At 65.5% G+C, this 21,471-nt stretch carries 21 protein-coding genes; 12 read left to right on the forward strand and 9 right to left on the reverse strand.

Features of this window, described 5'->3' with window-relative positions; genetic code table 11:
- From cyoC to AC1DJN_RS11165, 3 genes are all read left to right on the forward strand, one after another.
- Window positions 1-471: cytochrome o ubiquinol oxidase subunit III (gene cyoC / locus AC1DJN_RS11155; RefSeq protein WP_478039208.1), on the forward strand; the 471-nt coding region annotated here is incomplete at its 5' end.
- Between the two features lies 1 nt (window position 472).
- Entirely contained in the window at window positions 473-805 is a 333-nt protein-coding gene (gene cyoD, locus AC1DJN_RS11160; protein WP_025877422.1) for a cytochrome o ubiquinol oxidase subunit IV, read from the forward strand.
- Window positions 806-919: 114 nt separating this feature from the next.
- On the forward strand, window positions 920-1,606 hold the full coding sequence (locus AC1DJN_RS11165) for an SCO family protein (protein WP_309908322.1): 687 nt from the start codon (window positions 920-922) through the stop codon (window positions 1,604-1,606).
- 201 nt (window positions 1,607-1,807) lie between these two features.
- Here the strand turns inward: AC1DJN_RS11165 and AC1DJN_RS11170 are convergent, their stop codons facing one another.
- On the reverse strand, window positions 1,808-2,386 hold the full coding sequence (locus AC1DJN_RS11170; protein WP_032976910.1) for a S8 family serine peptidase: 579 nt from the start codon (window positions 2,384-2,386) through the stop codon (window positions 1,808-1,810).
- The gene (locus AC1DJN_RS11175) at window positions 2,386-4,152 is read right to left on the reverse strand and encodes a S8 family serine peptidase (protein WP_478039209.1); all 1,767 of its coding nucleotides are present in this window, start codon (window positions 4,150-4,152) and stop codon (window positions 2,386-2,388) included. The genes AC1DJN_RS11170 and AC1DJN_RS11175 overlap by 1 nt, the downstream gene beginning before the upstream one ends.
- A gap of 278 nt (window positions 4,153-4,430) precedes the next feature.
- Between AC1DJN_RS11175 and AC1DJN_RS11180 the strand changes: the two genes are divergently transcribed.
- The 3 genes from AC1DJN_RS11180 (at window position 4,431) to AC1DJN_RS11190 (ending at window position 6,690) form a co-directional block, all read left to right on the forward strand.
- Window positions 4,431-4,835: a hypothetical protein gene (locus AC1DJN_RS11180; protein WP_442251445.1), complete on the forward strand. Its 405-nt coding sequence runs from the start codon at window positions 4,431-4,433 to the stop codon at window positions 4,833-4,835.
- A 111-nt stretch (window positions 4,836-4,946) separates the two neighbouring features.
- Complete coding sequence (locus AC1DJN_RS11185) at window positions 4,947-5,387, forward strand: DUF2231 domain-containing protein (protein ID WP_025877408.1); 441 nt, start codon at window positions 4,947-4,949, stop codon at window positions 5,385-5,387.
- Window positions 5,380-6,690 (forward strand): PQQ-dependent sugar dehydrogenase, encoded by a 1,311-nt coding sequence (locus AC1DJN_RS11190; RefSeq protein ID WP_032976914.1) that lies wholly within the window; start codon window positions 5,380-5,382, stop codon window positions 6,688-6,690. Before AC1DJN_RS11185 ends, AC1DJN_RS11190 begins: the two co-directional genes overlap by 8 nt.
- 50 nt (window positions 6,691-6,740) lie before the next feature.
- On the opposite strand, the gene AC1DJN_RS11195 is transcribed toward AC1DJN_RS11190, so the two are convergent.
- Window positions 6,741-7,403: an exopolysaccharide biosynthesis protein gene (locus tag AC1DJN_RS11195; protein ID WP_223486896.1), complete on the reverse strand. Its 663-nt coding sequence runs from the start codon at window positions 7,401-7,403 to the stop codon at window positions 6,741-6,743.
- Window positions 7,404-7,575: 172 nt separating this feature from the next.
- On the opposite strand from AC1DJN_RS11195, the gene yidA reads away from it, so the two are divergent.
- Window positions 7,576-8,409, forward strand: coding sequence for a sugar-phosphatase (yidA, locus tag AC1DJN_RS11200; RefSeq protein ID WP_478039210.1), 834 nt, complete (start codon window positions 7,576-7,578; stop codon window positions 8,407-8,409).
- A 60-nt stretch (window positions 8,410-8,469) separates the two neighbouring features.
- On the opposite strand, the gene AC1DJN_RS11205 is transcribed toward yidA, so the two are convergent.
- A complete protein-coding gene (locus AC1DJN_RS11205) occupies window positions 8,470-8,952 on the reverse strand; it encodes a hypothetical protein (RefSeq protein ID WP_442251443.1) in 483 nt (160 codons plus the stop codon).
- 45 nt (window positions 8,953-8,997) lie between these two features.
- On the opposite strand from AC1DJN_RS11205, the gene AC1DJN_RS11210 reads away from it, so the two are divergent.
- The 3 genes from AC1DJN_RS11210 to AC1DJN_RS11220 all read left to right on the forward strand — a co-directional run bounded on the left by AC1DJN_RS11210 (window position 8,998) and on the right by AC1DJN_RS11220 (window position 12,476).
- The gene (locus AC1DJN_RS11210; RefSeq protein ID WP_442251442.1) at window positions 8,998-9,291 is read left to right on the forward strand and encodes a hypothetical protein; all 294 of its coding nucleotides are present in this window, start codon (window positions 8,998-9,000) and stop codon (window positions 9,289-9,291) included.
- Window positions 9,292-9,419: 128 nt separating this feature from the next.
- On the forward strand, window positions 9,420-11,735 hold the full coding sequence (locus AC1DJN_RS11215) for a TonB-dependent receptor (protein WP_442251441.1): 2,316 nt from the start codon (window positions 9,420-9,422) through the stop codon (window positions 11,733-11,735).
- Between the two features lie 438 nt (window positions 11,736-12,173).
- Window positions 12,174-12,476, forward strand: a complete 303-nt coding sequence (locus AC1DJN_RS11220; RefSeq protein ID WP_234003398.1) for a hypothetical protein — start codon at window positions 12,174-12,176, stop codon at window positions 12,474-12,476.
- On the opposite strand, the gene AC1DJN_RS11225 is transcribed toward AC1DJN_RS11220, so the two are convergent.
- From AC1DJN_RS11225 to AC1DJN_RS11235, 3 genes are all read right to left on the reverse strand, one after another.
- Complete coding sequence (locus tag AC1DJN_RS11225) at window positions 12,473-16,819, reverse strand: AAA domain-containing protein (RefSeq protein WP_282279527.1); 4,347 nt, start codon at window positions 16,817-16,819, stop codon at window positions 12,473-12,475. The two genes, AC1DJN_RS11220 and AC1DJN_RS11225, sit on opposite strands and share 4 nt — an antisense overlap.
- Before the next feature lie 36 nt (window positions 16,820-16,855).
- On the reverse strand, window positions 16,856-17,290 hold the full coding sequence (locus AC1DJN_RS11230; RefSeq protein ID WP_165780911.1) for a hypothetical protein: 435 nt from the start codon (window positions 17,288-17,290) through the stop codon (window positions 16,856-16,858).
- Between the two features lie 118 nt (window positions 17,291-17,408).
- Window positions 17,409-18,914 (reverse strand): YifB family Mg chelatase-like AAA ATPase, encoded by a 1,506-nt coding sequence (locus AC1DJN_RS11235; RefSeq protein WP_478039211.1) that lies wholly within the window; start codon window positions 18,912-18,914, stop codon window positions 17,409-17,411.
- 365 nt (window positions 18,915-19,279) lie between these two features.
- On the opposite strand from AC1DJN_RS11235, the gene AC1DJN_RS11240 reads away from it, so the two are divergent.
- Complete coding sequence (locus AC1DJN_RS11240) at window positions 19,280-19,720, forward strand: YbbD-related protein (protein WP_442251426.1); 441 nt, start codon at window positions 19,280-19,282, stop codon at window positions 19,718-19,720.
- Window positions 19,721-19,841: 121 nt separating this feature from the next.
- Here AC1DJN_RS11240 and AC1DJN_RS11245 read toward each other — a convergent pair whose 3' ends face one another.
- Together AC1DJN_RS11245 and AC1DJN_RS11250 are read right to left on the reverse strand one after the other, a co-directional pair.
- On the reverse strand, window positions 19,842-20,318 hold the full coding sequence (locus tag AC1DJN_RS11245) for a cold-shock protein (RefSeq protein ID WP_442251425.1): 477 nt from the start codon (window positions 20,316-20,318) through the stop codon (window positions 19,842-19,844).
- A 46-nt stretch (window positions 20,319-20,364) separates the two neighbouring features.
- Window positions 20,365-20,721: a hypothetical protein gene (locus AC1DJN_RS11250; RefSeq protein WP_033832433.1), complete on the reverse strand. Its 357-nt coding sequence runs from the start codon at window positions 20,719-20,721 to the stop codon at window positions 20,365-20,367.
- Window positions 20,722-21,286: 565 nt separating this feature from the next.
- Here AC1DJN_RS11250 and AC1DJN_RS11255 point away from each other — a divergent pair.
- On the forward strand, window positions 21,287-21,471 hold a 185-nt coding region (locus tag AC1DJN_RS11255), incomplete at its 3' end, for a hypothetical protein (protein WP_478039212.1).

A 21,471-nucleotide genomic window follows, 5' to 3' on the forward strand; every position in this document is an offset into this window, starting at 1 on the left:
GTGCTCAGCACCGCCTACGCCGGCGGCCCGACCGGCAAGGAACTGTTCTCGCTGCCGTTCGTGATGGCCGAGACCTTCATCCTGCTGGTGTCCAGCATCACCTATGGCCAGGCCGTGCTGGCCATGCACCGCCTGGACAAGGCGGCGGTGCTGCGCTGGCTGGGCGTGACCTTCGTGCTCGGTGCCTCGTTCATCGGCATGGAGCTGTACGAGTTCTCGCACCTCCTCCATGAAGGTGCCGGTCCCAGCACCAGTGCCTACCTGTCGGCGTTCTTCGCCCTGGTTGCCACCCACGGCCTGCACGTGGCCAGCGGCCTGATCTGGATGGCGGTGGTGATGCACCAGGTGTATCGCCGCGGCCTCACCCCGACCAACATCACCCGCGTGTCCTGCCTGAGCCTGTTCTGGCACTTCCTGGACCTGGTGTGGATCTGCGTCTTCACCTTCGTCTACCTGATCGGAGCCTTCTGACATGGCCCACGTCGAAACCTCGCGCGCCGGCAATGCGCACGGTTCCACCAAGTCCTACCTGATCGGCTTCGTGCTGTGCGCGTTGCTGACGGTGGTGCCGTTCGCGCTGGTGATGAACCCGGTGCTGTCGCGGCCGGTCACCCTGTTCCTGCTGGTCGGCTTCGCGGTCGCGCAGATCCTGGTGCAGCTGGTGTACTTCCTGCACATGGACCGCAAGTCCGAAGGTGGCTGGAACCTCGCCAGCTTCGTGTTCACCCTGGTGATCCTGTTCATCGTGGTCGCGTTGTCGATCTGGATCATCTGGAGCATGCACTACCACATGATGATCAACTGACCGTGGCCGGGGCGATCGGCAAGGAGTGCGCGATCGCCCTGGCACCTCAGCCCTCTCTTCCCCCAGGGCAGGCCTGACCGAGACCGCGCCCACCTCGTGTTGGTGGTACCCGTGATGCGTGTTGCTTCCGTTGTTCGTTCCCTGCGCCTGCCGCTGCTTGCCGCAGGCTTCGCACTCGGCCTGCTGGCCGGCTGCAGCGCGCAGTCGCGCATGGATTTCTATTCCAAGGACATCGCCTGCGAGGAACTGGGCCAGCACTGGACCATGCCTGACAGCGCCGGCACCCTGCGTGGCCCGAAGGACCTGCAGGGGCAGGTGACCTACCTGTTCTTCGGCTTCACCAGCTGCCCGGACGTGTGCCCGACCACCATGGTCGAACTGAGCCAGGTCAAGCACCTGATGGGCAAGGATGCAGACCAGCTTCAGGTGGTATTCGTCAGCGTCGATCCGGCGCGCGATACCCCCGAAGTCGCGCACACCTATGTGCACGCGTTCGACCCGAAGGCGATGGCACTGGTCGGTGACGAGGCACAGCTGTCGGCGATGGCCAGCGACTTCAAGGCGTTCTACGAGAAAGAGCCCGGACAGCTGCCGGACACCTACACGATGAGCCACATCGCCGGCGGCTACGTGTTCGACCGCCARGGTCGCCTGCGCCTGTTCGCGCCCTACGGCATGCCGGTGGAGCAGCTGTTCTCGGACGTGCAGCGGTTGCTGCTGGAGCCGGAACAYCCGGCCGCRGGCAGYGAAGCGTTGGCGGCGTGCAAGCTGCCGCACAGCGCGAGCGTCGCCGCACGCTGAACGACGCATCGCCCTGGTAGGTGTCGACCTTGGTCGACACGCGATGAATGAATCTGATGGGTGCCGACATCCTGATTCTGGCGGGTGCCGACATTGGGAATCTGGTGCATGCCGACCGTTGGTCGGCACGCCCTCCCGCTCGCCAATCCCCCGGCCAGCCAGGAGAGCCAACCGGCCGGGGGCACCACGCAACGCCCTAGATCACTTCTTCTCTTCCCACTGCACCACGTCCGGCTCGGCCGCGCGCACGCCCGCAGTCGACAGCAGCCGGGTGCTCGCATCCAGCGCCGCGTTCACCGACGGGTATTCCACGATGGCCAGACCGGCAGCCCTGGACACCTTCACCACGGTGCCGCCCGTGGCCTTTGCCGCGCGCTGTGCAGATGCCGCATCGGTAAAGAACACCTTCACCCGCGAGGTCGCCACCACTGGCGCACCATCGTTGGACACCGCAGCGGCGAACTTGCCGGCGCCGGCATCAGCGCCGGCTGCTGCCGCGCCATCCAGCGAACGCTTGCTGCGCGAACTGGTGGTGGCCGCTGCCTGCGGCGTGATCCGGAACTGGCCGCCCGCAGCCTGCTGCACCGTGGTCGACGGGGACAGCTGGAAACGCGTGCCGCCCACGTCGAACGAACGGCCGGTGGCCGAAGCTTTCAGTTCCTGTGCATCCACGGTGGACAGGCTCCGTGCCGGTGGGGTCTGCCCCGAGCTCTGTGCCCAGGCAGGGGAGGTCATCGCCGCGAAGGCGAGCGTGCTCAACAGAATGGTCGTTTTCATCATCAGTGCCCCAGAACGCGGATCTTGAAGAATTCGAGGTTGCCGCGCGATGCAGCATTCGCGGCCTGCCCCATGTCGGTCACTTCCAGCGTCCAGGTGCCGGTGGCACTTTCATCCAGGAAGGCATTGCTGGACAGCAGATCCCAGTTGGTGAAGTTGCGCTGCACGCCATTGGTACCCGAACCGATGGCGGTGAAGGCCGGCTGCACCACGCTGCGCGTACCACTGGGCGAAACAAGCACGAACTGCAGCTGGCGGGTATTGCTGTGGTTCACCCGGAAGCCCAGCTGCACCGACTCGATGTTGCGTGCGCCATTGGCCAGCTGGAAGGTCAACCGCGCGGCGGCGGCGGAGGTGTTGCCGATGGCCACCGTGCGCGTGGTGGTGCGCCWACCCGTATCCAGCAGCGGGCCCAGCGACTGGAAGTTCTCGGCGACCTGCACGGCGCGCGCCGCGTTGACCACACCGAAGCCGTACCAGTTGCTGTAAGCGCGGTTTGCTGCATTCACCGTCCAGCCCGGCACCAGCGTGCGGCCGTCGGCCAGCGTCACCGCCGGTTGGTTCGGATGGTTGCGGGTGGCCGTGGTGGCGAGGATGTATTTCACATCGCGGTAGGACAGGTTCGGGTTGGCCTCCAGCACCAGCGCCGCCACGCCCGACACCATCGGCGCCGACGCCGACGTACCGTTCATCTTCGCGGTGTAGTTGCAGGTGCTGTCGATCGCCGACAGGTTGCTGTCCAGCGTGTTCTGGCGGTTGGTGTTCTTGTTGCTGCCCTGCGTGCAGCCGGTCACGTCGGTGGTGACGATGGCCGGATCGTACGCACGTGCCACCAGGTTCGGTGCGTACTGCGCCTGCAGGCCGTACTCGCCACCAAAGGCCGACACCCACAGTGCCGAACCGGTGGACGAGTACGACGAACGCACGCCATCGGCGCGCACCGCACCCACGGTGATCACGTTGAACAGGTTGTTGCGTGGATCGCGGCCAGCCGGCACACAGCCGGTGTTGCGGTTCTTGGTATCGGTGGTGCAGACGTCCTGGGTCTGGCTGATCGAGGCGTTGTTGAAGTTGTTGCCGGCTGACTTCACGTAGATGCCGCCGCGGCCACCGCGCGTGCCCGACAGTGCCTGCTCGTACGAACTCACCGTGTTCTGGCTGTAGGCCACTGGCAGGTTGGGGTTGCCCGGGCCAGCGCCCCAGCTGTTGTTGAACACCTGCACATCGGCCGACTCGGCGCCATCCCACCAGGCGTATTCGATGTTGCTCTGCTGGTTGCCCTGCGCATTGGAGGCCAGCACGTTGAAGCCCTTCAGCGTTGCCGCCGGGGCCACGCCACGCACGCCCAGGTTGTTGGCGCCCACCGCACCGGCGATGCCGCCCACCATCGTGCCGTGGTTGTCAGCATCGGGATTGGACGGCGTGGGATTGTTGGAGCCGTTGGCGAAGTTCTTGCCCGCTACCGCCGCCACGTTCGCGGCCAGGTCCGGGTGGGCGATCTGCAGGCCGTCATCGACGATGCCGATCACCACGCCCTGGCCACGGATGCCATTGCGGAACAGGCCATCGACGTTGAGATCGTTGCCGGCCACCGGCAGCGTATCGGCCGGCACCGTCTGCCCGGTATTGAGCAGATGCCACTGGATACCCGCCAGTGGGTCGGCCTGTTGCGCCTGGGCGGTAACGGCCAGGCTGCCGAGTACCAGGGCAGTGGCCAGGGCCAAGCGCGCAGAGCGCGGTGGCGCGGAGCGTTGCGTGTGTCGCTTCATACACGAATCCTTCTGTTGTGAATCGGCATGGCAGGACGGCGGGGCGGATCTGCCCCATCGCAACGAGCCAAACGCGACACAACGAACAACCCCCTACCTCTTCACGCAGTCGATGTGCGGATGTGCCAAATACGTCACAAACACTTATGCCGCCTTGTAATGACGACTGCGCCGCTCTGGTCGGTGCCCCGGTAGGTGCCAACCTTGGTTGGCACAATCCACCCGCACCGGAACCCCACCGCCATGCCACCATGCCCAGGCTCCCCGGAGGACACCGGATGAAACGCCCCAATGCCCGCGCCCGCGCCGATCTGGCCCCACTCACCGTGGCCACCATCCGCAAGGTGGTGCTGTCGATGTATCACCGTCGCCACGATTACTGGACCGACGCCGACATCGCCGAGCTGCTGCCGGAGCTCACCGCATTCAACATCACCACGGTGAAGCAGCTCCGCCTGCTGATGAAGCGGCACCGCCGCGCGCTGCTGCGGGAGGAAAGGACAAAGATGCCCCGGGCGCAGACGCTGGATCTGCTGGCAGGGGGCGGTTGGCATGGCATCGATGTGCACGCCAATACCAGCTGGTTCGCCATTGGCGGCCTGGTCCGCATCAGCATGGAACACGAATTCGGCTTCGAGACCATGCTGCCATTCCATGAGATACGGCACACCGAACCGACGTAGCGTGGCGCGTGCGCGACGGCCCAGGCAATGGCAGCAGGGCGTCATCGCACCCCCTCCCGCCCCCCTGTGCTACTACAGCCCGTGCACCCCTTCCCCGAACGGAGCACGACCATGGTCAACCCCGTCGCCCAGGCCCATCGCGGCCTCGGCACAACACTCTTCAGCCTGTTGAATCCGATACCGTTCGGCTTCTTCGTGGCCGGCCTCATTTTCGACATCCTCTACCTCAACACCGCTGAAGTGATGTGGGGCAAGTCGGCGGCGTGGCTGATCACCTTCGGCCTGCTGATCGCCATCCTGCCGCGGCTGATCAACCTGTTCGCGGTCTGGCGCCGCAACGGCACCGCCACCGGCACCGACCGCCTCGATTTCCTGCTCAACCTGGTCGCCATCGTGCTGGCCGTCTGGAACGCCTTCGTGCACAGCCGCGATGCCTATGCGGCGGCCGTGCCGGGCACCATCCTCTCCGCGCTGACGGTGGCACTGATCGCGCTTGGCTTCATCGTGCTTTCGCTGCAGCAGCCGGTGCTGCAAGGAGCCCGTCATGGCTAAGCGCATCCTGCCTGCCGTGGGCGTGCTTTCGCTGGCATTGGCGCTGGCCGCGTGTGCCGGAAAAGCCGAATACCACCCGGCCGACCAGTCCGGTGCACAGCCACCGCTGCCCGCGCCGCAGAACTACCTGATGCCGCCGATGCAGGTGCCCAAGGGCGTGGGCTGGGCCGAGGGACAGGCACCGTCGGTGGCCGACGGCCTGAAGATCGAACGCATCGCTGCCAACCTGCAGCACCCGCGGCGATTGTTGACCCTGCCSAACGGCGATGTGCTGGTGGTGGAGGGTAACGGCCCCGGTGAAGAGCCGGTCACCACGCCCAAGCAGTGGATCGCCGGCAAGGTGAAGGCGCGCTCGGGCAAGGCTGGCAAGGGCGGCAACCGGGTCACGTTGCTGCGGCGCGCGCCGGGCACCGGCACCTGGACCCAGCACGTGTACATCGAAAACCTGCACTCGCCGTTCGGCATCCAGCTGATCGGTGACACGCTGTATGTGGCCAACACCGGCAACATCATGAAATACCACTACGTGCCGGGCGAAACCCGCATGTCCGACAAGGGCAGCGAGTTCACCGACCTGCCCAGCACCATCAACCACCACTGGACCAAGGAACTGCTGGCCAGCCGCGATGGCAGCAAGCTGTACGTGGGCGTGGGCTCCAACAGCAACATCACCGAGAACGGCCTGGCGGTCGAGTACCGCCGCGCGGTGGTGCTGGAAGTGGACGTGGCCACCAGCGGCAGCCGCATCTACGCCTCGGGCCTGCGCAACCCCACCGGCCTGGACTGGGAGCCGAGCACCGGCAAGCTGTGGGCGGTGGTGAACGAACGCGACGAGATCGGCGCCGACCTGGTGCCCGATTACCTCACCTCGGTGCAGGAGCACGGCTTCTACGGCTGGCCCTACAGCTACTACGGCCAGCATGTGGACGAGCGCGTGCAGCCGCAGCGGCCGGACTTGGTGGCCAAGGCAATCCGCCCGGACTTCGCCATCGGCTCGCACGTGGCACCGCTGGGCCTGCTGTTCTACACCGGCCAGGCGTTGCCGGCGAAGTACCACGGCGGTGCCTTCATCGGCGAGCACGGCAGCTGGGACCGTTCGCCACTGAGCGGCTACGAAGTGGTGTACGTGCCGTTCAAGGACGGCAAGCCGGCCGGCCGCCCGGAAGCGGTGGTGAGCGGGTTCGCGTCCAAGGATGAGAAGACGCTGATGGGCGCGCCGGTGGGCATGGCCATCGATGCGGAGGGCGCGCTGCTGGTCGCCGATGATGTGGGCGACGTGGTGTGGCGGGTGTCGGCGAAGTAGCCGGTCGCCCGCGCATCACCCGTGCTGTAGGGCCGAGCCCATGCTCGGCTCTACAGCGCCGATGATCCGTTGCGGAAGCCACTGAACACCGATTCGGCCGCAAAGCCCACGCCACCCAGCAGCACACCGAAGTACACCACCGACGCCACCACGAAGCCATAGCCGGCCGCCACCGCTGCGCCATCGCGCTGGATGAAGCCGATCGCAAAGGACATCAGCGCCAGCGCCGGCAGCGTGTTGCTGAAGGGAATCGGCCCGGCCGGCAGCATCAGCAGGATCGTGGCGAACACCAGCGCCAGGTTGTTCAAGCGCATCATCTTCTTCGAGCGCACCATCGCTGCCAGCCGCATCGGCCGGGACAACCGCTCCATGCGGTGCACCCATTTCAGGGCACGGCCCAGGTTGGCTTTCAGCTTGTCGGTGGCGATCTGCTTGTCGGCCAATCGCTGCGGCACCCACAACGGACGGTCGCGCACGCGGCTCAGGCCGATCAGCAGGATGGACGCACCGAACACCGTGCTCAGCCCGGGAATCGATACTGGAATCAGGAAGATCGCCGACAGCAGGATCACCACCAGCATCAGGCCTTCGTCGCCCAGCGCATGCAGCAGCGTGCCGACGCGGATATGGTCGCCGGGCAGGCCGTCGATCAGGTCTTCAATCTGCTGGGCGAGAGGGGCGGTGTCAGTGGCGTCGGGCGCTTGGTAGGTCATGCGTCGAAAGAGTGTCCAGGGAAGGGCGGTCGATAGGGCCGTCCTGCGGTGGGGGACGCACAGGCCCCACGAGTATCCCCGGCCAGCGCCGCGCAGAGGTGAACGATGCATGAGGCCGGCGTTGCCAGGCCGCCTGGCCTAAAATGGGCGTCCCCCGCACTGGCTGAAGATGATGGACATGGGTCGCAGGCAATCGACCATCGAACTGGTCGCCATCGATATGGATGGCACCCTGCTGGACCCCGCCCACAAGCTCACCGCGCGCGTGAAGCAGGCCATCGCCCGGGCACGCGCGCTGGGCGTGCATATCGTGCTGACCAGCGGCCGCCCGGTTCCGGGGCTGGCGCCGTTCCTGCACGAACTTGGCATCGAGGGCGACGATGATTACTGCATCGCCTGTAATGGTGGCCTCGTGCAGCGCATCGGCCCGCGCGAGACGGTGGTCGAGTATCCGCTCAGCTTCGATGACTTCGTGTACTGCGAACACGTGGCCCGCGAGATTGGCGTGCACTTCCAGGCGCTCGATGCCACGCGCATGTACACGCCCAACCAGGACATCAGCATCTACACCGTGGCCGACTCGCATCTTTCGCGCATGCCACTGTCGTACCGCCGCGTGGCCGACATGGACCCGGGCAYGTCCTTCATCAAGCTGATGATGATTGACGAGCCGGACGTGCTGGATGCTGCCATCGCGCGCTTGCCGGCCGCGCTGACCGAGCGCTTCGCGGTGCTGAAGAGCGCGCCGTTCTTCCTGGAAGTGTTCGACCACCGCGCCGGCAAGGGGCCCAGCCTGCAGAAGCTGGCCGAGCACCTGGGCATCGACCGCGCCAACGTGATGGCCATCGGCGACCAGGAGAACGACCTCACCATGCTGCAGTACGCCGGCACCAGCGTGGCGATGGGCAATGCCATCGATGCGGTAAAGGCCGTGGCGCGCTTCGAGACCGCCACCAACGCCGATGAAGGCGTGGCCAAGGCGATCGAGCGCTTCGTGCTGCAGTAAGAAGCCGGCAATACGAAGAAGGACGCCGCCACGCACGGTGGCGGCGTCCCACCAACGGTTTTACTGGCAGACGTACTCGTTGCCCGACTGGGCGCTCTCTACATCGAGCTCATGGTTCTGGATCTCGATCGTTTCCATGCGGGTCGAAACCACCACCGCACGGGCACCGACGTTGCAGCTGGCAGGCAGGCCGCCAGCGTAGACCTGCCCATTGATCGCATACGCCAGGCCGTAGCAGGCCGAGCCGAGCTTCTGCGAGTCGAAGTGGCAGGCATTGAGCTGGTTGTTGGCTGATGCGCTGGCGGCGTTGTAGTTGGTCGTCCAGCCGCTGAACGGATCGTTGGCGCAGGTGCCCGGGAAGTCCTGGATCGGCGTGCCGCCGGTCGTGCAGGTGTGTTCCCATGCGCTGGAGAAGGGGCTTTGCTTGAAGTACGCAGTGCGGCCGCTGTCGACCCATTGCGCGGCGGCGGCATTTTCGGCGAAGGCGGACAGGCCGAGCAGGCAAAGTGCAGTTGCGGCGAGCGGTTTCAATCCATTCAACATGACGTTCGTCCTTTGAAGTGTCGAGTTAACGCGTCGGAGCCTTGCATGGCAGCGCGTGCGGAAGGCATCGCAGATATCCGCGCGGCCGCCGCCGACATGATCATTCAGCGTCCAGGGCGGCGCAAGTCGAGCCAGGCACGAATAGTCGAAAGGCTGACCGAGCGCACAGACATCACGCTGCAACGTGCAGGTGATAGCGCGGCATCGAAAGCGATACCTGCGTATAACCGCGCTTTCCCACGGTGCAATGGCGGATGTGGCGGTCCGATGCAACACTTCCGCACGTCGAAATCACGCCATCGAATCGTTCGGCAGCTGATCGTCTTCGTCTGCCGCTGACCGGCGCGCGCGCAGCGCCGTTCCCGCCTTCAACGCAATCGCGTCACCAGCCACTGCATCGCCATCCGGCGCTGCATCGCGCTGGGCGTGCGCCTGCGTCCTCTTCTCCCTGCAACTTGGATCTGGCCATGAACACTCCACCTACGCTTCTTGCCCTGGCAATCGGCACCGCCCTCGTTGCACCGCTGCACGCTGCCGAATCCACCGACGCCGCGCACGACACCCCCGCCACCTTGAACGCGCTGCAGGTCATCGCCACCCCACGCGGTGCTGCTGTCGCGCCCACCCAGGTGGTCGGCCCGAACCGCTACGTCATCAACGCCACCGACCTGGATGCGATGGTGTCCGGCAACAACGGCCTGTCGATGCTGAAGAACGTGCCGGGTGCCAGCTACACCGCCACCGACGGGCTGGGGCTGGATATTTCCGCCACCAGCCTGTTCGTGCGCGGTTTCCGCATGAATGAAATGGGCATCACCTTCGAAGGCGTGCCGCTGAACGACAACGGCTTCCTCTCGCTTACCGGCACCAGCGTGGTCAACGTCGGTGTGCCCGATGGCATCGGTTCGATCACGGTCAGCCCGGGCGGTGCACCGGTCAGTGTGTTCTCCAGCAGCGTCAATGGCGGCAGCCTCGAGTACCGCCTGCGCGACCTGCAGGACAACCCCAGCCTGCGCATCAAGCAGGGCGTGGGCAGCAACAACACGCGGGTCACCACGGTCTCGGGCCAGAGCGGCCAGCTGGGCGAACACGGCCCGAAGCTGCTGGTCGACCTGCAGCGCGTGTCGGCCGACAAGTACCAGGGCGCCGGCACCCAGAAGTTCCTGCGCGGTGACCTGAAGGCGCAGCAGGATGTGGCGTGGGGTGACTTCACCGTGTTCCTGTCCGACAGCAAGGCCGCKGTGTGGGGCTACAACAACATTTCCTTCGACATGATCCGCAAGCTGGGCTGGAAGGCCGACAGCTTCTATCCGGACTATGCATGGGCGTACTACGTGGCCTCGCCGGAGAACGCCGACACGTCCTGCGGCGCCTACACCTGCGGCGAGCTGTCCGAGCTGATTCCCTACGACACCGGCCAGGTGACCCGCGACCGCGTCGCGTCGATCAACCATCGCTTCCAGATCACGCCCGCGCTCAGCGGCAACGTGCAGCTGTACAACGCCAACAGCCACACCCAGGCCACCTTGACCGACCCGACCGTGCCCTCGCCCAACGGCGCGCCTTTCTCCGAACAGGTACAGACGCCGCACCTCAATCGCCTCGGTGGCATGTTCAACCTGCAGTTCGAGACCGGTGCGCACACCCTCACCACCGGTTTCTGGCAGGAGAAGAGCAAGGCGGCCGCAAAGACCGAGTGGTACCAGCAGCCGCTGCTGGGGCAGGGCAAACCACTCAAGGCGACCGGGTCGTTCGATGTGTACGGGCCGGCGTTCCAGACCGACAACGCATCCAGCTGGGTGACCCGCTCGAGGCAGTTCTACCTGCATGACAATTACGCCGTCACCGACACGCTGGTGCTGGGGCTGGGCTTCAAGGCCGTGGACTTCACTACCACCGGTGGTGGCATCGGCGACGCAGCGGAGCGGCCGGTGTCCGGCACGCTTCGCGCCAAGAGCAACTTCCTGCCGCACGTGTCGCTGTACTGGAGCCCGACCGAGCGGACCGACGCCTTCATCGACCTGGTCAACACCATGAACGGCTATCGCGTGGCCCAGCGCGGCAACATCGGCTACACCGCGTCGGCCTGGACCATCAGTGACCAGAAAGAGTTCGACCGCGTGGCCGGCACCCTGCGCCCAGAGAAGAACTGGAACCTGACCGTGGGCGCCAGCCACCGCTTCGACCGCCTGACCGTGACCGGTGATGTGTTCTACAACGACATCCGCAACCGCCTGCTGTCGGCGGCCATCGGCACACAATTCGCGCAGATCAACACGGTGCGCTTGATGCCGAAGATGCACGTGATCGGCGCCGACCTCGGCATCACCGCCGACCTGACCGACCACCTGCAGTTCTACCAGGGCATCGCGCTGGCGCGCTCGTACTACGACAGCGATTTTGTGGTGGGCGATACCGTGTACCCGATCAAGGGCAACGCGCAGCCGGGCTACCCGCAGCTGTCGCTGGTCAGCGATCTGTCCGCGCACTTCGGCGACTGGCGTTTCGGTGCCACCAGCACCTCATACCTGCGCCAGCCCTTCACCTATGAAAACGACATCCGCGTGCCGACGTTCTGGCAGGTCAACGCGTACACGGCCTACACCCTGGGCCCGGACAGCCTGCTGCCGGGGCTGGAGCTGCGGCTGGACGTAAGCAACCTGTTCAACCGCAACAACATCGGCACCGCCACCATCGCCGGCTCGTCGTTCTCGGGCGACTACCAGACCCTGCAGCGCAGCGCCCCCCGGCAGGTGATGTTCAGCACCTCGATAACCTTCTAAGTAGATCCACGCCATGCGTGGATGCACTTCGCGGCAGGCTGGGTAGCGCCGGGCAATGCCCGGCGAAATCCCTCCGGCGCCGACGCGCCTTGCCAACCAAGGTTGGCATCTACCCAWGCGGGSCCCYTCGCCGCACGCAATCCGGTAGCGCCGGGCCATGCCCGGCGRAATCCCTCCGGCGCCGACGCGCCTTGCCAACCAAGGTTGGCATCTACCCAAGCGGGGCCCTTCGCCGCACGCAATCCGGTAGCGCCGGGCCATGCCCGGCGGAATCGCTCCACCCAAGCGGGCCATCCGCCGCACTTTGCACAATCAGCACTGATATTCCGGCACCAACGCAAGGTTCCCACAATGTTGCTGGGTCATCCTGTACGCATGGCACAGCACAACCCCCGTTTCCCTCCGGTTCGCAGGCGCGCCCATGGACGTGCGCGTCCGGTGCCGTTCGCAGCACCGGCGGTCGACCTGGAGGCCGAATACCAGTTCTGGCAGGTCTATGACCGCGTGGTCCGTCCCCTGCCCGGGGGCGGGTTCCGCCTGGCCTGGCTGGTGCTGCAGGCCGTGTACCGGGCGCGGGCGCGCTATCCTGCCGACACCCACAAGGCGGCGCTGTCGCGGGTACTGTTCGGTACCAACATGACCGACGCGCGCGCGGCCGAACTGGAAGAACTCTACGGGCTGGTCAGCCGCAGGCTGGCGGCGGTGGCCGTGCGCACGCTGGCACCCGGCAGCACCGCCTAGCCCGCCTTGCAGGGCATGCAGATCCGTCCCACCCCGCCGGCACCGGCGCGCAGGTCAGGGTCGAAGAACTCTTCCTGGCTGCGGATCTGCCCACAGCGGCTGCAGACTTTCTTCTCTTTCGATTCCAGCCCCTGCACCTGCTCGATCACCTGATCGACCGCTGCCGAGCGGATCTCCGTGCCGGCCACTTCAATCAGGCGATAGAGCCGGTCGGACAGCGTCTGCACCGGGTCGCTGCCGAGGTTGAACCGGTTGATGCGCAGGAAGCGGTAGCCGTAGCTTTCCAGGGTCAGCTGGCGCTCGACATCAGCCTCCACCAGATAGCGCTCGTGGTTGCCCACATGCACCGGCTTGTCGCGGCGGAAATGGAATTCGAAGCCGTCGTACTCGATCACGATCTGCAGCGCGCCGCGCACGGTCTGCACGGTCACCAGGAAGTCCACCCGCCACGCCGGGTGCTGATAGGTCGGGTCAAGCTGGCGCAGGTAGTCGCCCACCGGGAACTGCGGAATGATCTCGACCGCATCGCCATGGGCAAGCACGAACGGCGTCTGCTGCAGCCACTGCAGCACCTTCGATTCCATCGGGCTGCGCGCATCGGTCTGCGCGGCGTCGGGCGCGGGACGGTCCAGCTGGCTGGCGTAGTAACGCAGCGCATGGCCAATCGCGCCGCGGAACGCATCCACCGGCATCGAATGGACGAACCAGATCGCCTCCTGCGCACGGGAGAAGCCGACATTCAGGCGCTGCACTTTCAGCTTGTCTTCCACCGCATCCACCGCGCCGCTCAGGCTGACCGGGAAGATGTAGTTCAGCGCATCCTGGCCGGCAGTCGCCACCATCGAATAGAAGATCAGCCCGCGTTCCTCACCCTGGCAGGAGTCGACCGTCATCACCTTCAGGCGAAGCCGCTCTTCGAACTCGCGGCCGCGCGGATGGTTGAACAGCGTCTTGGACAACAGCGTCTGCTGCTCGCGGAACGGGGTGATGATGCCCACCGTGGGCGGCGCATCCGTATCCAGCAGTTCCACCAGGCGCTCGGCGATGAACGCCGCTTCGGCGTCGTTGGTGCTGCGGCTGGTGCGGTGCCCACTGGCATCGACCTGGCTGAAGCGGATCACTTCCTGCAGCGGCCGGCTGCGGATCTTCAGCGCCTGCAGCTGGTGGTTGTAGAAGGTGGAGGACGAGAACCCGATCAGTTCCGCATAGCTGCGGAAATGCTTGCGCAGCATCACCGAGTACGAGGCCGAGAGCGAGCAGAACTCCAGCACCGAGCGCTTCACATCGAACATGGCCAACCGTTCCAGCACGTCGGCCTGCTGGCTGACGTTGGTGCGGAAATAGTTGACCAGGTCCGAGCGGTACTTGTCGTTCAGCGCGATGCTGGCGTTGGCAGCCTTGACGTTGGAGAACTGCTTGGAATCGCCCAGTACCACCACCTTGCGCGCGCGCAGCAGCGCCGGCAGCGCCTGCGCCACCGAGACCTGCGAGCCTTCGTCGATCACCAGCACGTCGAACAGGTCCGGCGCCAGCGGCATGTATTCGCCGAACTCGCGGATGCTGGCGATCATCACCGGGAACGACTCGCGCACGCTCTCGAACTTGTCCACCGGGAATTTCTGCCGGTTGGCGATCACRCCCGCCAATGCCCGCGCATCGGCGCGGTGATGATCCATGAAGCTGATCAGGCGCCCATCCACATGGGCATTCATCACCGAGGTGTTCAGGCGCTCCAGCTTGGTCTTGGTGCCCACATAGTCGTACTGCGGCGCGTCGACGAAGGCCTTGCGTGTGGCCATCCAGCCCTGCAGGAAGCGCAGGGTCAGTGCCCACAGTGCGGGATCGTCCTTCGGCTCGGCCAGCAGGGCCTCGACGATGGCCGGATTGAGCCTCGCCAGCAGGGTCATCGCCTGCCGTGCAACCGCCGCACCCGGGCCCGGCGCGGCGCCGTGGGCGATCTGCCGATAGCTGGCCGGCAGCTGCGTGCCCAGGCCTTCGGCCTCCAGCTTCATGCGCAGCGCGTTTGCGCCCTGCACGATGTCCTGCAGGGCGGCTGCATCCTGCTTGAGCAGCAGCGGGCGGGCGGTGCCGAGCTGGTTGAGCTGAAGCTCCAGCCCGCGCACCGCATTGCCACGCAGCAGATAGCCCAGCAGCGGCATCTTCAGCTGCTGGTACTGCAGCAACAGCGTGCCCAGCAGCCGTATCTGCTCGGCATCCAACGACTCGAACAGCGCCCAGCCGTCAACCGGTCGGTCGGCAAGAAAGGCGGTGGTCACCGCATCGCGGCGGATACGTTCGTCCAGCGACGCCGGCGTGTAGTCGGTGCTGCCGAACAGGTCGGCAAGATAGGCTTCCAATGCATCCGCCTGCGCGGTCACCGCTTCCAGCTCGGACAGCACGTTGGCATCCATCACCGCGTGTACCTGCTGCAGCACCGCGGGGGCGCGCTCGCCCAGCGCCGCTTCCTGCTCGTGCATGGTCTTCACTGCAGCAAGCGATACACGCCCCAGCGTCTGCACGGTGTTGGAGATGGCCTGCCGCAGTGTCTGCGCCGTGTCCTGGCGCTCGCTTTCTAGTGCGGGCTGGTTGGCCTTCATGGCCTTGGCGAAGGCCGAGATCTGGCTGATCGTGCCGGTGGAGGTCAGGCGCTTGAAGTTGGCCGCCTGCTGGCCCAGCCGCAGGATCGGGTTGGGGAAATCGCGATCATGGCGAACCCGGCTCATCGCATCGGACAGCTTGTCGTACACCACGTCCAGCGCTTCGGTCTTGTCCGACAGCACCAGGCAGCTCTTCTTGTTGAAGGCGCAGTCGGCGGCGATGGCGGTGATGGTGTGCGACTTGCCGGTGCCAGGCGGGCCTTCGACCACCACGATGCGGCCCTGTGGCTCGCGCACGGCCAGCAGGATCTTGCGCTGCTCCTCGTTCAACGGAATGGGCGAATCGAACACCATGCGCTCCACCAGCGGCAGCGCATCCCAGGCCGATTCCACCCGTTCCCCGATGGGCTCGGGGTTGCGCATCAGCACGCCTTCCACCATGCCGTGGAAAAGATCCACCAGCTTCGACCCCCCATTGCGGGCCTGGTCGATGATCTCCTCGAAATCATTCAACAGCGCCTCGTCGGCGCGCTCGAACGCAGCCAGGTGCAGGGCAGGCGACAGCGCCACGGTGGCGGTGGATGCCTCGCTGGCAGACGAGGAAAGCGAGACGTCGCCGCCCAGATCCACCGCGTTGGCCACCTGCCGGAACAGCGACGCCGCCACTTCGAACAGGCTCTGCGCCGGGTCGAGGTACTGGATGCGCTCCTGGATCGGCGACACCCACTCGCGGGCCATGCCCACGGCCAGTTCCTGCAGCACGAAGTCGATCGCGCGGCGGTTGGCGAACAGGCGGTTGCTGAGGGTCAGGGTGTAGCCCGACCCATCCTTGGCCCGCACCACGTCCAGCGGCAGGTAGAACACCGGGTACTGCACCCCCGCGTACTTGAGCGTGCCCACGTAGAGATACAGCTGCAGGCCATCGCCGGTGGCGACATAGGTTTCCAGGTCGCGGAACTCATGGAAGGCGTCGGCCGCCACGAAGTTCTCGAAGAAGGCCATCAGCGCGCTGATCGTGCCGTCGCGGGTCAGCTGATGCTCGCAGGCCTGCTGCAGCGGCAGCTCGTCACCGGTGGCCAGCAAGCGCGCCAGCACCTCCGGCAGGGTCTGGTACAGATCGACAACGGCACGGGTGACCAGGTCCGATTCAGCCGCGTGCAGCGAATCCATCACCCAGTACGCCTGGCCCTGCAGCGGGCCGGCCAGATGCGCGATCAGCGGCCGCACCACCTGCACGCACATCGCATCCACCAGGGCGCCCTGCACCGATTCCACCCAGGCTTCCGGGTCTTCCAGTGCACCGGCCATGCTGGCGCGCGCCTTGTCCAGCACGGCCACGCGCACCGTGGCGATGGCGGTCTCGGTGATGGCGTTCACTTGTTCTTCGACGATGCGGCGCAGCGTCGCGCTGATCGGCCGGGTATAGCTGCGCGGGCCGATGGTGAACGAAAGCTCCTCGCCGGAGGGCCGGCTGAGCAGCTTCCACAACTCCTTGTCCAACGCCGGATACGGCGCGGTGCGCATGCCCGCGCGGAAGCCGGAATCGCTGGTAAGCACGATGCGGCGCCGCGGTGCCTGCGCGCGCTTGAAATCCGATTCAAGGAAATCGCGGAAGTACTGCGAGATCCGCACCGCGATTTCGCGCATCTTCGTTTCACCCAGAGGCCCGCCGCCGCCGGTTGCCGCAGGTGTCAGCGGGGTGGACGCATCGGAGGTCGGCAGGTGCGGCGGCTGGGGAGTGCTCATGTATGGCTGGGCGGGCACCTGGCAAGACAGGCACCGCTAGGGACTGGGTCCTGCATGGTCGCACGCGTCGCCCACGGCGGGGAGGGGGCCAGTGCCCTCCAGTACCGACGGCAGGATCATGTGCGACGTCAGCGATCGCCAGAACAGCGACTCGTCGTAGCTGTCGAAGTCGGTCCGGACCAGAATCGGCGACGGCAGACCCTGCGCGCGCAGGCGCAGGCGGATACTGGCCACTTCCTCGCTCAGCCCCATGCCGAACAGCACCAGCTGCACCTTCGCATCGCGCAGCACGAACGATTCCTGCAGGCGCGTGCCGAGGCCGGCCGCAAGGAACGTTCCCACCAGGTCGTAGTTGCGCCATTCCAGCACCGACAGGCCGCTGTCCACGCTGTAGATCGATTCCATGCGGATCAGGCCGCGCCGTCCTATCGTCCGTGATATCCGCTGACGGGCGGCCTCCTGCCCGCCCATGATGAGCATCCTGAGCAAAACCGCGTCTCCTTGTGTATGGGCTCGCGGAAATGGTCAGGGCGCAGGTGGCATGGCAGATATCAGATGAATCTGATTCCTTCGTGCATGCAACAGAGTGCTATGCACCTGGTTTGCCCCGGTCCAGCTGCCGGTAGCCAATGGCCTCGGCCAGGTGCGCGGCCCGGATGGTCTCGCTTTCGGCAAGATCGGCAATGGTGCGTGCCACGCGCAGGATGCGATGCATCGCCCGCGCCGACAGCTGCAGGCGCTCGATGGCTTGTTCCAGCAGGTCCTGGTCGGCTTCGCTCAAGCGCGTGCACGCGCGCAGGGCAGCAGGCGGCAGGTGCGCGTTGAGGCCACCACGCGCCTGTTGCCGCGCATGTGCCGCTTCCACCCGCGAGCGAACACTGGCGCTGGGCTCGCCCAGCGGCGTGCTCTCGCGCAGCTCCACCGCATCCATGCGGTTCACGTTGATGTGCAGGTCGATGCGATCCAGCAACGGGCCCGATACCCGTGCGCGGTAGCGGGTGATGCGCTCCTCGCTGCACAGGCAACGGTTGCTGCGGTCGCCGGCCCAGCCACAGGGGCACGGGTTCATCGCCGCCACCAGTTGAAAACGTGCCGGGTAGACCACGCTGCGCGACGCGCGGGAGATGCGGATGTGRCCSGACTCCAGYGGYTCGCGCAGGGTTTCCAGCGCACTGCRRTTCCACTCCGGCAGTTCATCCAGGAACAGCACGCCGTGGTGCGCCAGCGAGATTTCGCCGGGGCAGGGCGGATTRCCGCCCCCCACCAAAGCCGCAGCGCTCGCACTGTGGTGCGGCGCCCGGAACGGCCGCTGTCGCCARCGCTTCGGGTCCAGCCCTTCGCCGCTGACCGAGGTAATGGCCGCCAACTGCAGGGCATCGATCTCTTCGGAATCCGGCAGCAGGCCGGGCAGGCGCGAGGCCAGCAGGGTCTTGCCGCAGCCGGGGCTGCCGATCAGCAACAGATGGTGACCACCGGCCGCGGCAACCTCCAACGCGCGGCGCGCGAGCGCCTGCCCGCGCACATCGGCCAGATCCGGCAGCGGCAGCGGTGTGGTGTCCACCCGTTCCACCTGCGGCAACAGGCGCGGATTGCCCAGCCCGGCACAGCATTCCAGCAGGGTGCGCGCCACCCGCACATCGGCGTGCTGGGCCAGCGCCGCCTCCGCCGCGTTGCCGGGTGGCACGATCAGGATGCGCCCCGCTTCGGCGGCGGCGATGGCGGCCGGCAGCGCACCGGACACCGCGCGCAGCTCTCCGGTCAAGCCAAGTTCGCCGAGGAATTCGTACTGCAGCAACGACTGCGGATCGATCTGGCCACTGGCCGCGAGGATGCCCAGCGCGATGGCCAGATCGTAGCGACCGCCCTCCTTGGGCAGGTCGGCGGGCGCGAGGTTCAAGGTGATGCGCCGCTGCGGAAAGTCGAACCTAGCGCAGAGCATCGCGGCACGCACGCGCTCGCGCGACTCGCGCACGCTGGTCTCGGCCAGACCGACAATCTGGGTAACGGGCAGGCCTCCGGAGAGATGCACCTCGATCCGCACCAGCGGGGCATCGACCCCGGCGCGGGCACGGCTGTGGACCAGCGCCAGGCTCATGTGTGGATTCCTGCGGAGGGGGCGCTTGATGGTGAGGCGGGCGATCTGCGGGTAGCCATCGGGGATTGCTGGAGAAGCGGCTAGGGGGATTCCTCCCCACCGCGCAGCGTGCCCTCTGTTGGCTATGAATGCGCTCCCGACTTGCCTTTTTCCCCACGAGCAAGGACATTTCTTCGGATCTCGCTCGTTGAGCCAATGGGGCTGCAGGACGCCCAGCTTGGCGTGACTAGGACAGAGACCGGTGTGTACACAGTTCGCCTTGGACGATCATCTGGACGAATAAGCCCTGCTGGGAGTTGCTCGCAGATTTGCGGGAGCTATCGTCCCGGTGGAAATTTCCCATGCTGATGACTTGCACGCCTCCAATGAACACTCGCAAGCTCTTCCTGATGGTCACGCTGGCACTCGCACTTTCTGGCTGCTCGGAAGTTGCAAGCACTCAATATGCAGACCGAAACCAAGCCGCTTCGAGACACGCAATCGGTGAATCGAAGTGGTTGCCCGGGTGGTTGCCTGAGGATGCTGTCAACATACAAGAGACGCACGACATGGACACCAATGAGTCGTGGTTGGTCTTTCGTTTAACCAGCGGGATTCTTACCTTGCCTGAAGACTGCACGCTGGCAAGCAGGCCGGAGATGCCGGACGCGCGAGTCATGCGGCGGTTTCCCCAGTTCGCCCGAAGCGCTTGGTCGCGCGCGTCAAATCACGCCGGAAAGTTCTACCTGTGTCCGGAGGGCAATGCTGGTCGCTGGGTCATGCATGATGAAGAACTGGACCTTGTTTACAGCAGAGTAAAGTTCTGAGACCGATGTCCGGGCGCTCAAGTTCGATAACGAACGGCAACCCTCTTCGTCCGAACTTGGACTCCCTCAACGTAGTCAGGCCGACGTCCCCCCGATTTTGAGTAGCAGGGCGATTTGGAGTTCAAGCTCTAGTTGGACACCGCTGCCCATCAGGGACCGCCCCACTGAAGCGCCCAAACAGCGCTTCGATCCACGATGTTCCTGCACTCTCCACCAGTAACGCGCCCTGGCTCTGGTGGTAGTCCAACCATCGCTCGAAACTGAGGCGCAGGCGCTCGATATCCGGTGCCCGCGTAAGTGCATCGGCGGGCACCCGGATCAGCACGCGTGAGGGCGCATTCTCCACGTCCAGCACCAGAACGCCCTTGCACCGGATCTCGAAGGACGTCACCCCGGCATAGCGCGTGTGCAGTTCAAAACCCTCATCTGCTTTGGCGGTCACGAAGCCGAGTGCATCACTGTGCAGCAGCCGGTAATCGGCCGGCCGCAGCTTCTGGTAGGCCCACACCTGATCGCCCGCTGGCTCCGGCCACCCCGCCCATACCGCGCCGATCACCACGATGCACACCGCCGCCGCGGCAAGCCCACGCTTCTTCATTCATCACCCCGCACAAAAACAGAACGTCACGCCCACAAGCGCGCCCTCAGTCCTGTGGCCGCACGCGTTCGTGGATGAAGGCCGTGAGTGCGATGTCGGCCATCACCAGCCCTTCCATCACCCGGTCGCCCACGTACTGGTCGGGCTCGCCGTTCTGGCGCGTGCGCTCGGCCGCCAGCAGGATCTCCTGCACGATGCGCTGGCCCGTCAGCGCGCAGTCGGCGTCGGACAACTGCATCTGCCGACTGCGCAGGTGATGGCGTTCGGGCCACGGCTGGCCGTCGGCTGCGGCGCCTGCGCCGATGCTTCGCAGGATGGCGATGAGGCTGTTGGGGTCCAGAGCAGGTGCAGGCGAGGGCGCTTCCTGGATGGGGCGCGGGGGAGGGGAGTGCGGCGTGGTCATGGCAGGCTCCGTGCAAGCAGGCAGAAGCCGCCACCGATAAAGGTGGCGGACGATGCGTGGCTCGAAAACCGGGCTATTAGGACAACCGGCGGGCGCAAGGCCCCCACGCACCGCCCGCCATAGCCGGCAGACGGATTGCCAGCCGGCACCACGCGTGGTGGTGCCGGCTGACAAGCGTAAACAACTTCCTAATAGCTCGGGTTTTCGACGCCCGGCCACCCGTTGTCGGTGGCTCTACCAGAGTTGCCTGATGTTGTTTGGAATGCCAAGGGGTTGGGGCCAAAGCCGCCAAAGCCCGAGACGTATTTGGCATTGTCGCATAGCGTGTAAAGTGGCGAGAGCGTTGTGTTACGGGAAGACTGGCACTTCTGGAACGGAGTCGTCAGAACCTTCCGCCAAAGACGCAGGGTGCGGCAAATGCGACAGCATTCGACGAGCGGTTCTTCATGGCACTGGCAATAGAGCACGTGTTGCGGGCTTCACTTCCTGGCGATGTGCAAGTCACGGCTTCACCCATGCTATCCACGTTTGCTATAGGTGGAATTCCCAAGCTGTGATTGCACGCATGACTCTGACGGACCTACTGGCTTCTGCCGTCTACCTCGACTATCTATTCGCCTTGGACGCGTACCTGAAGAAGCAGCCCTTCAAGCATGAGGCACCGATCGAGCCGGCCATTGTCCGTGTACAGGAAGGGTGGATGGGGCACGCCAATATCAAGGCAGATGCACTTCTTCAGTTGATCAGTGC

It is taken from the genome of Stenotrophomonas sp. 05L414_2, assembly GCF_056397905.1.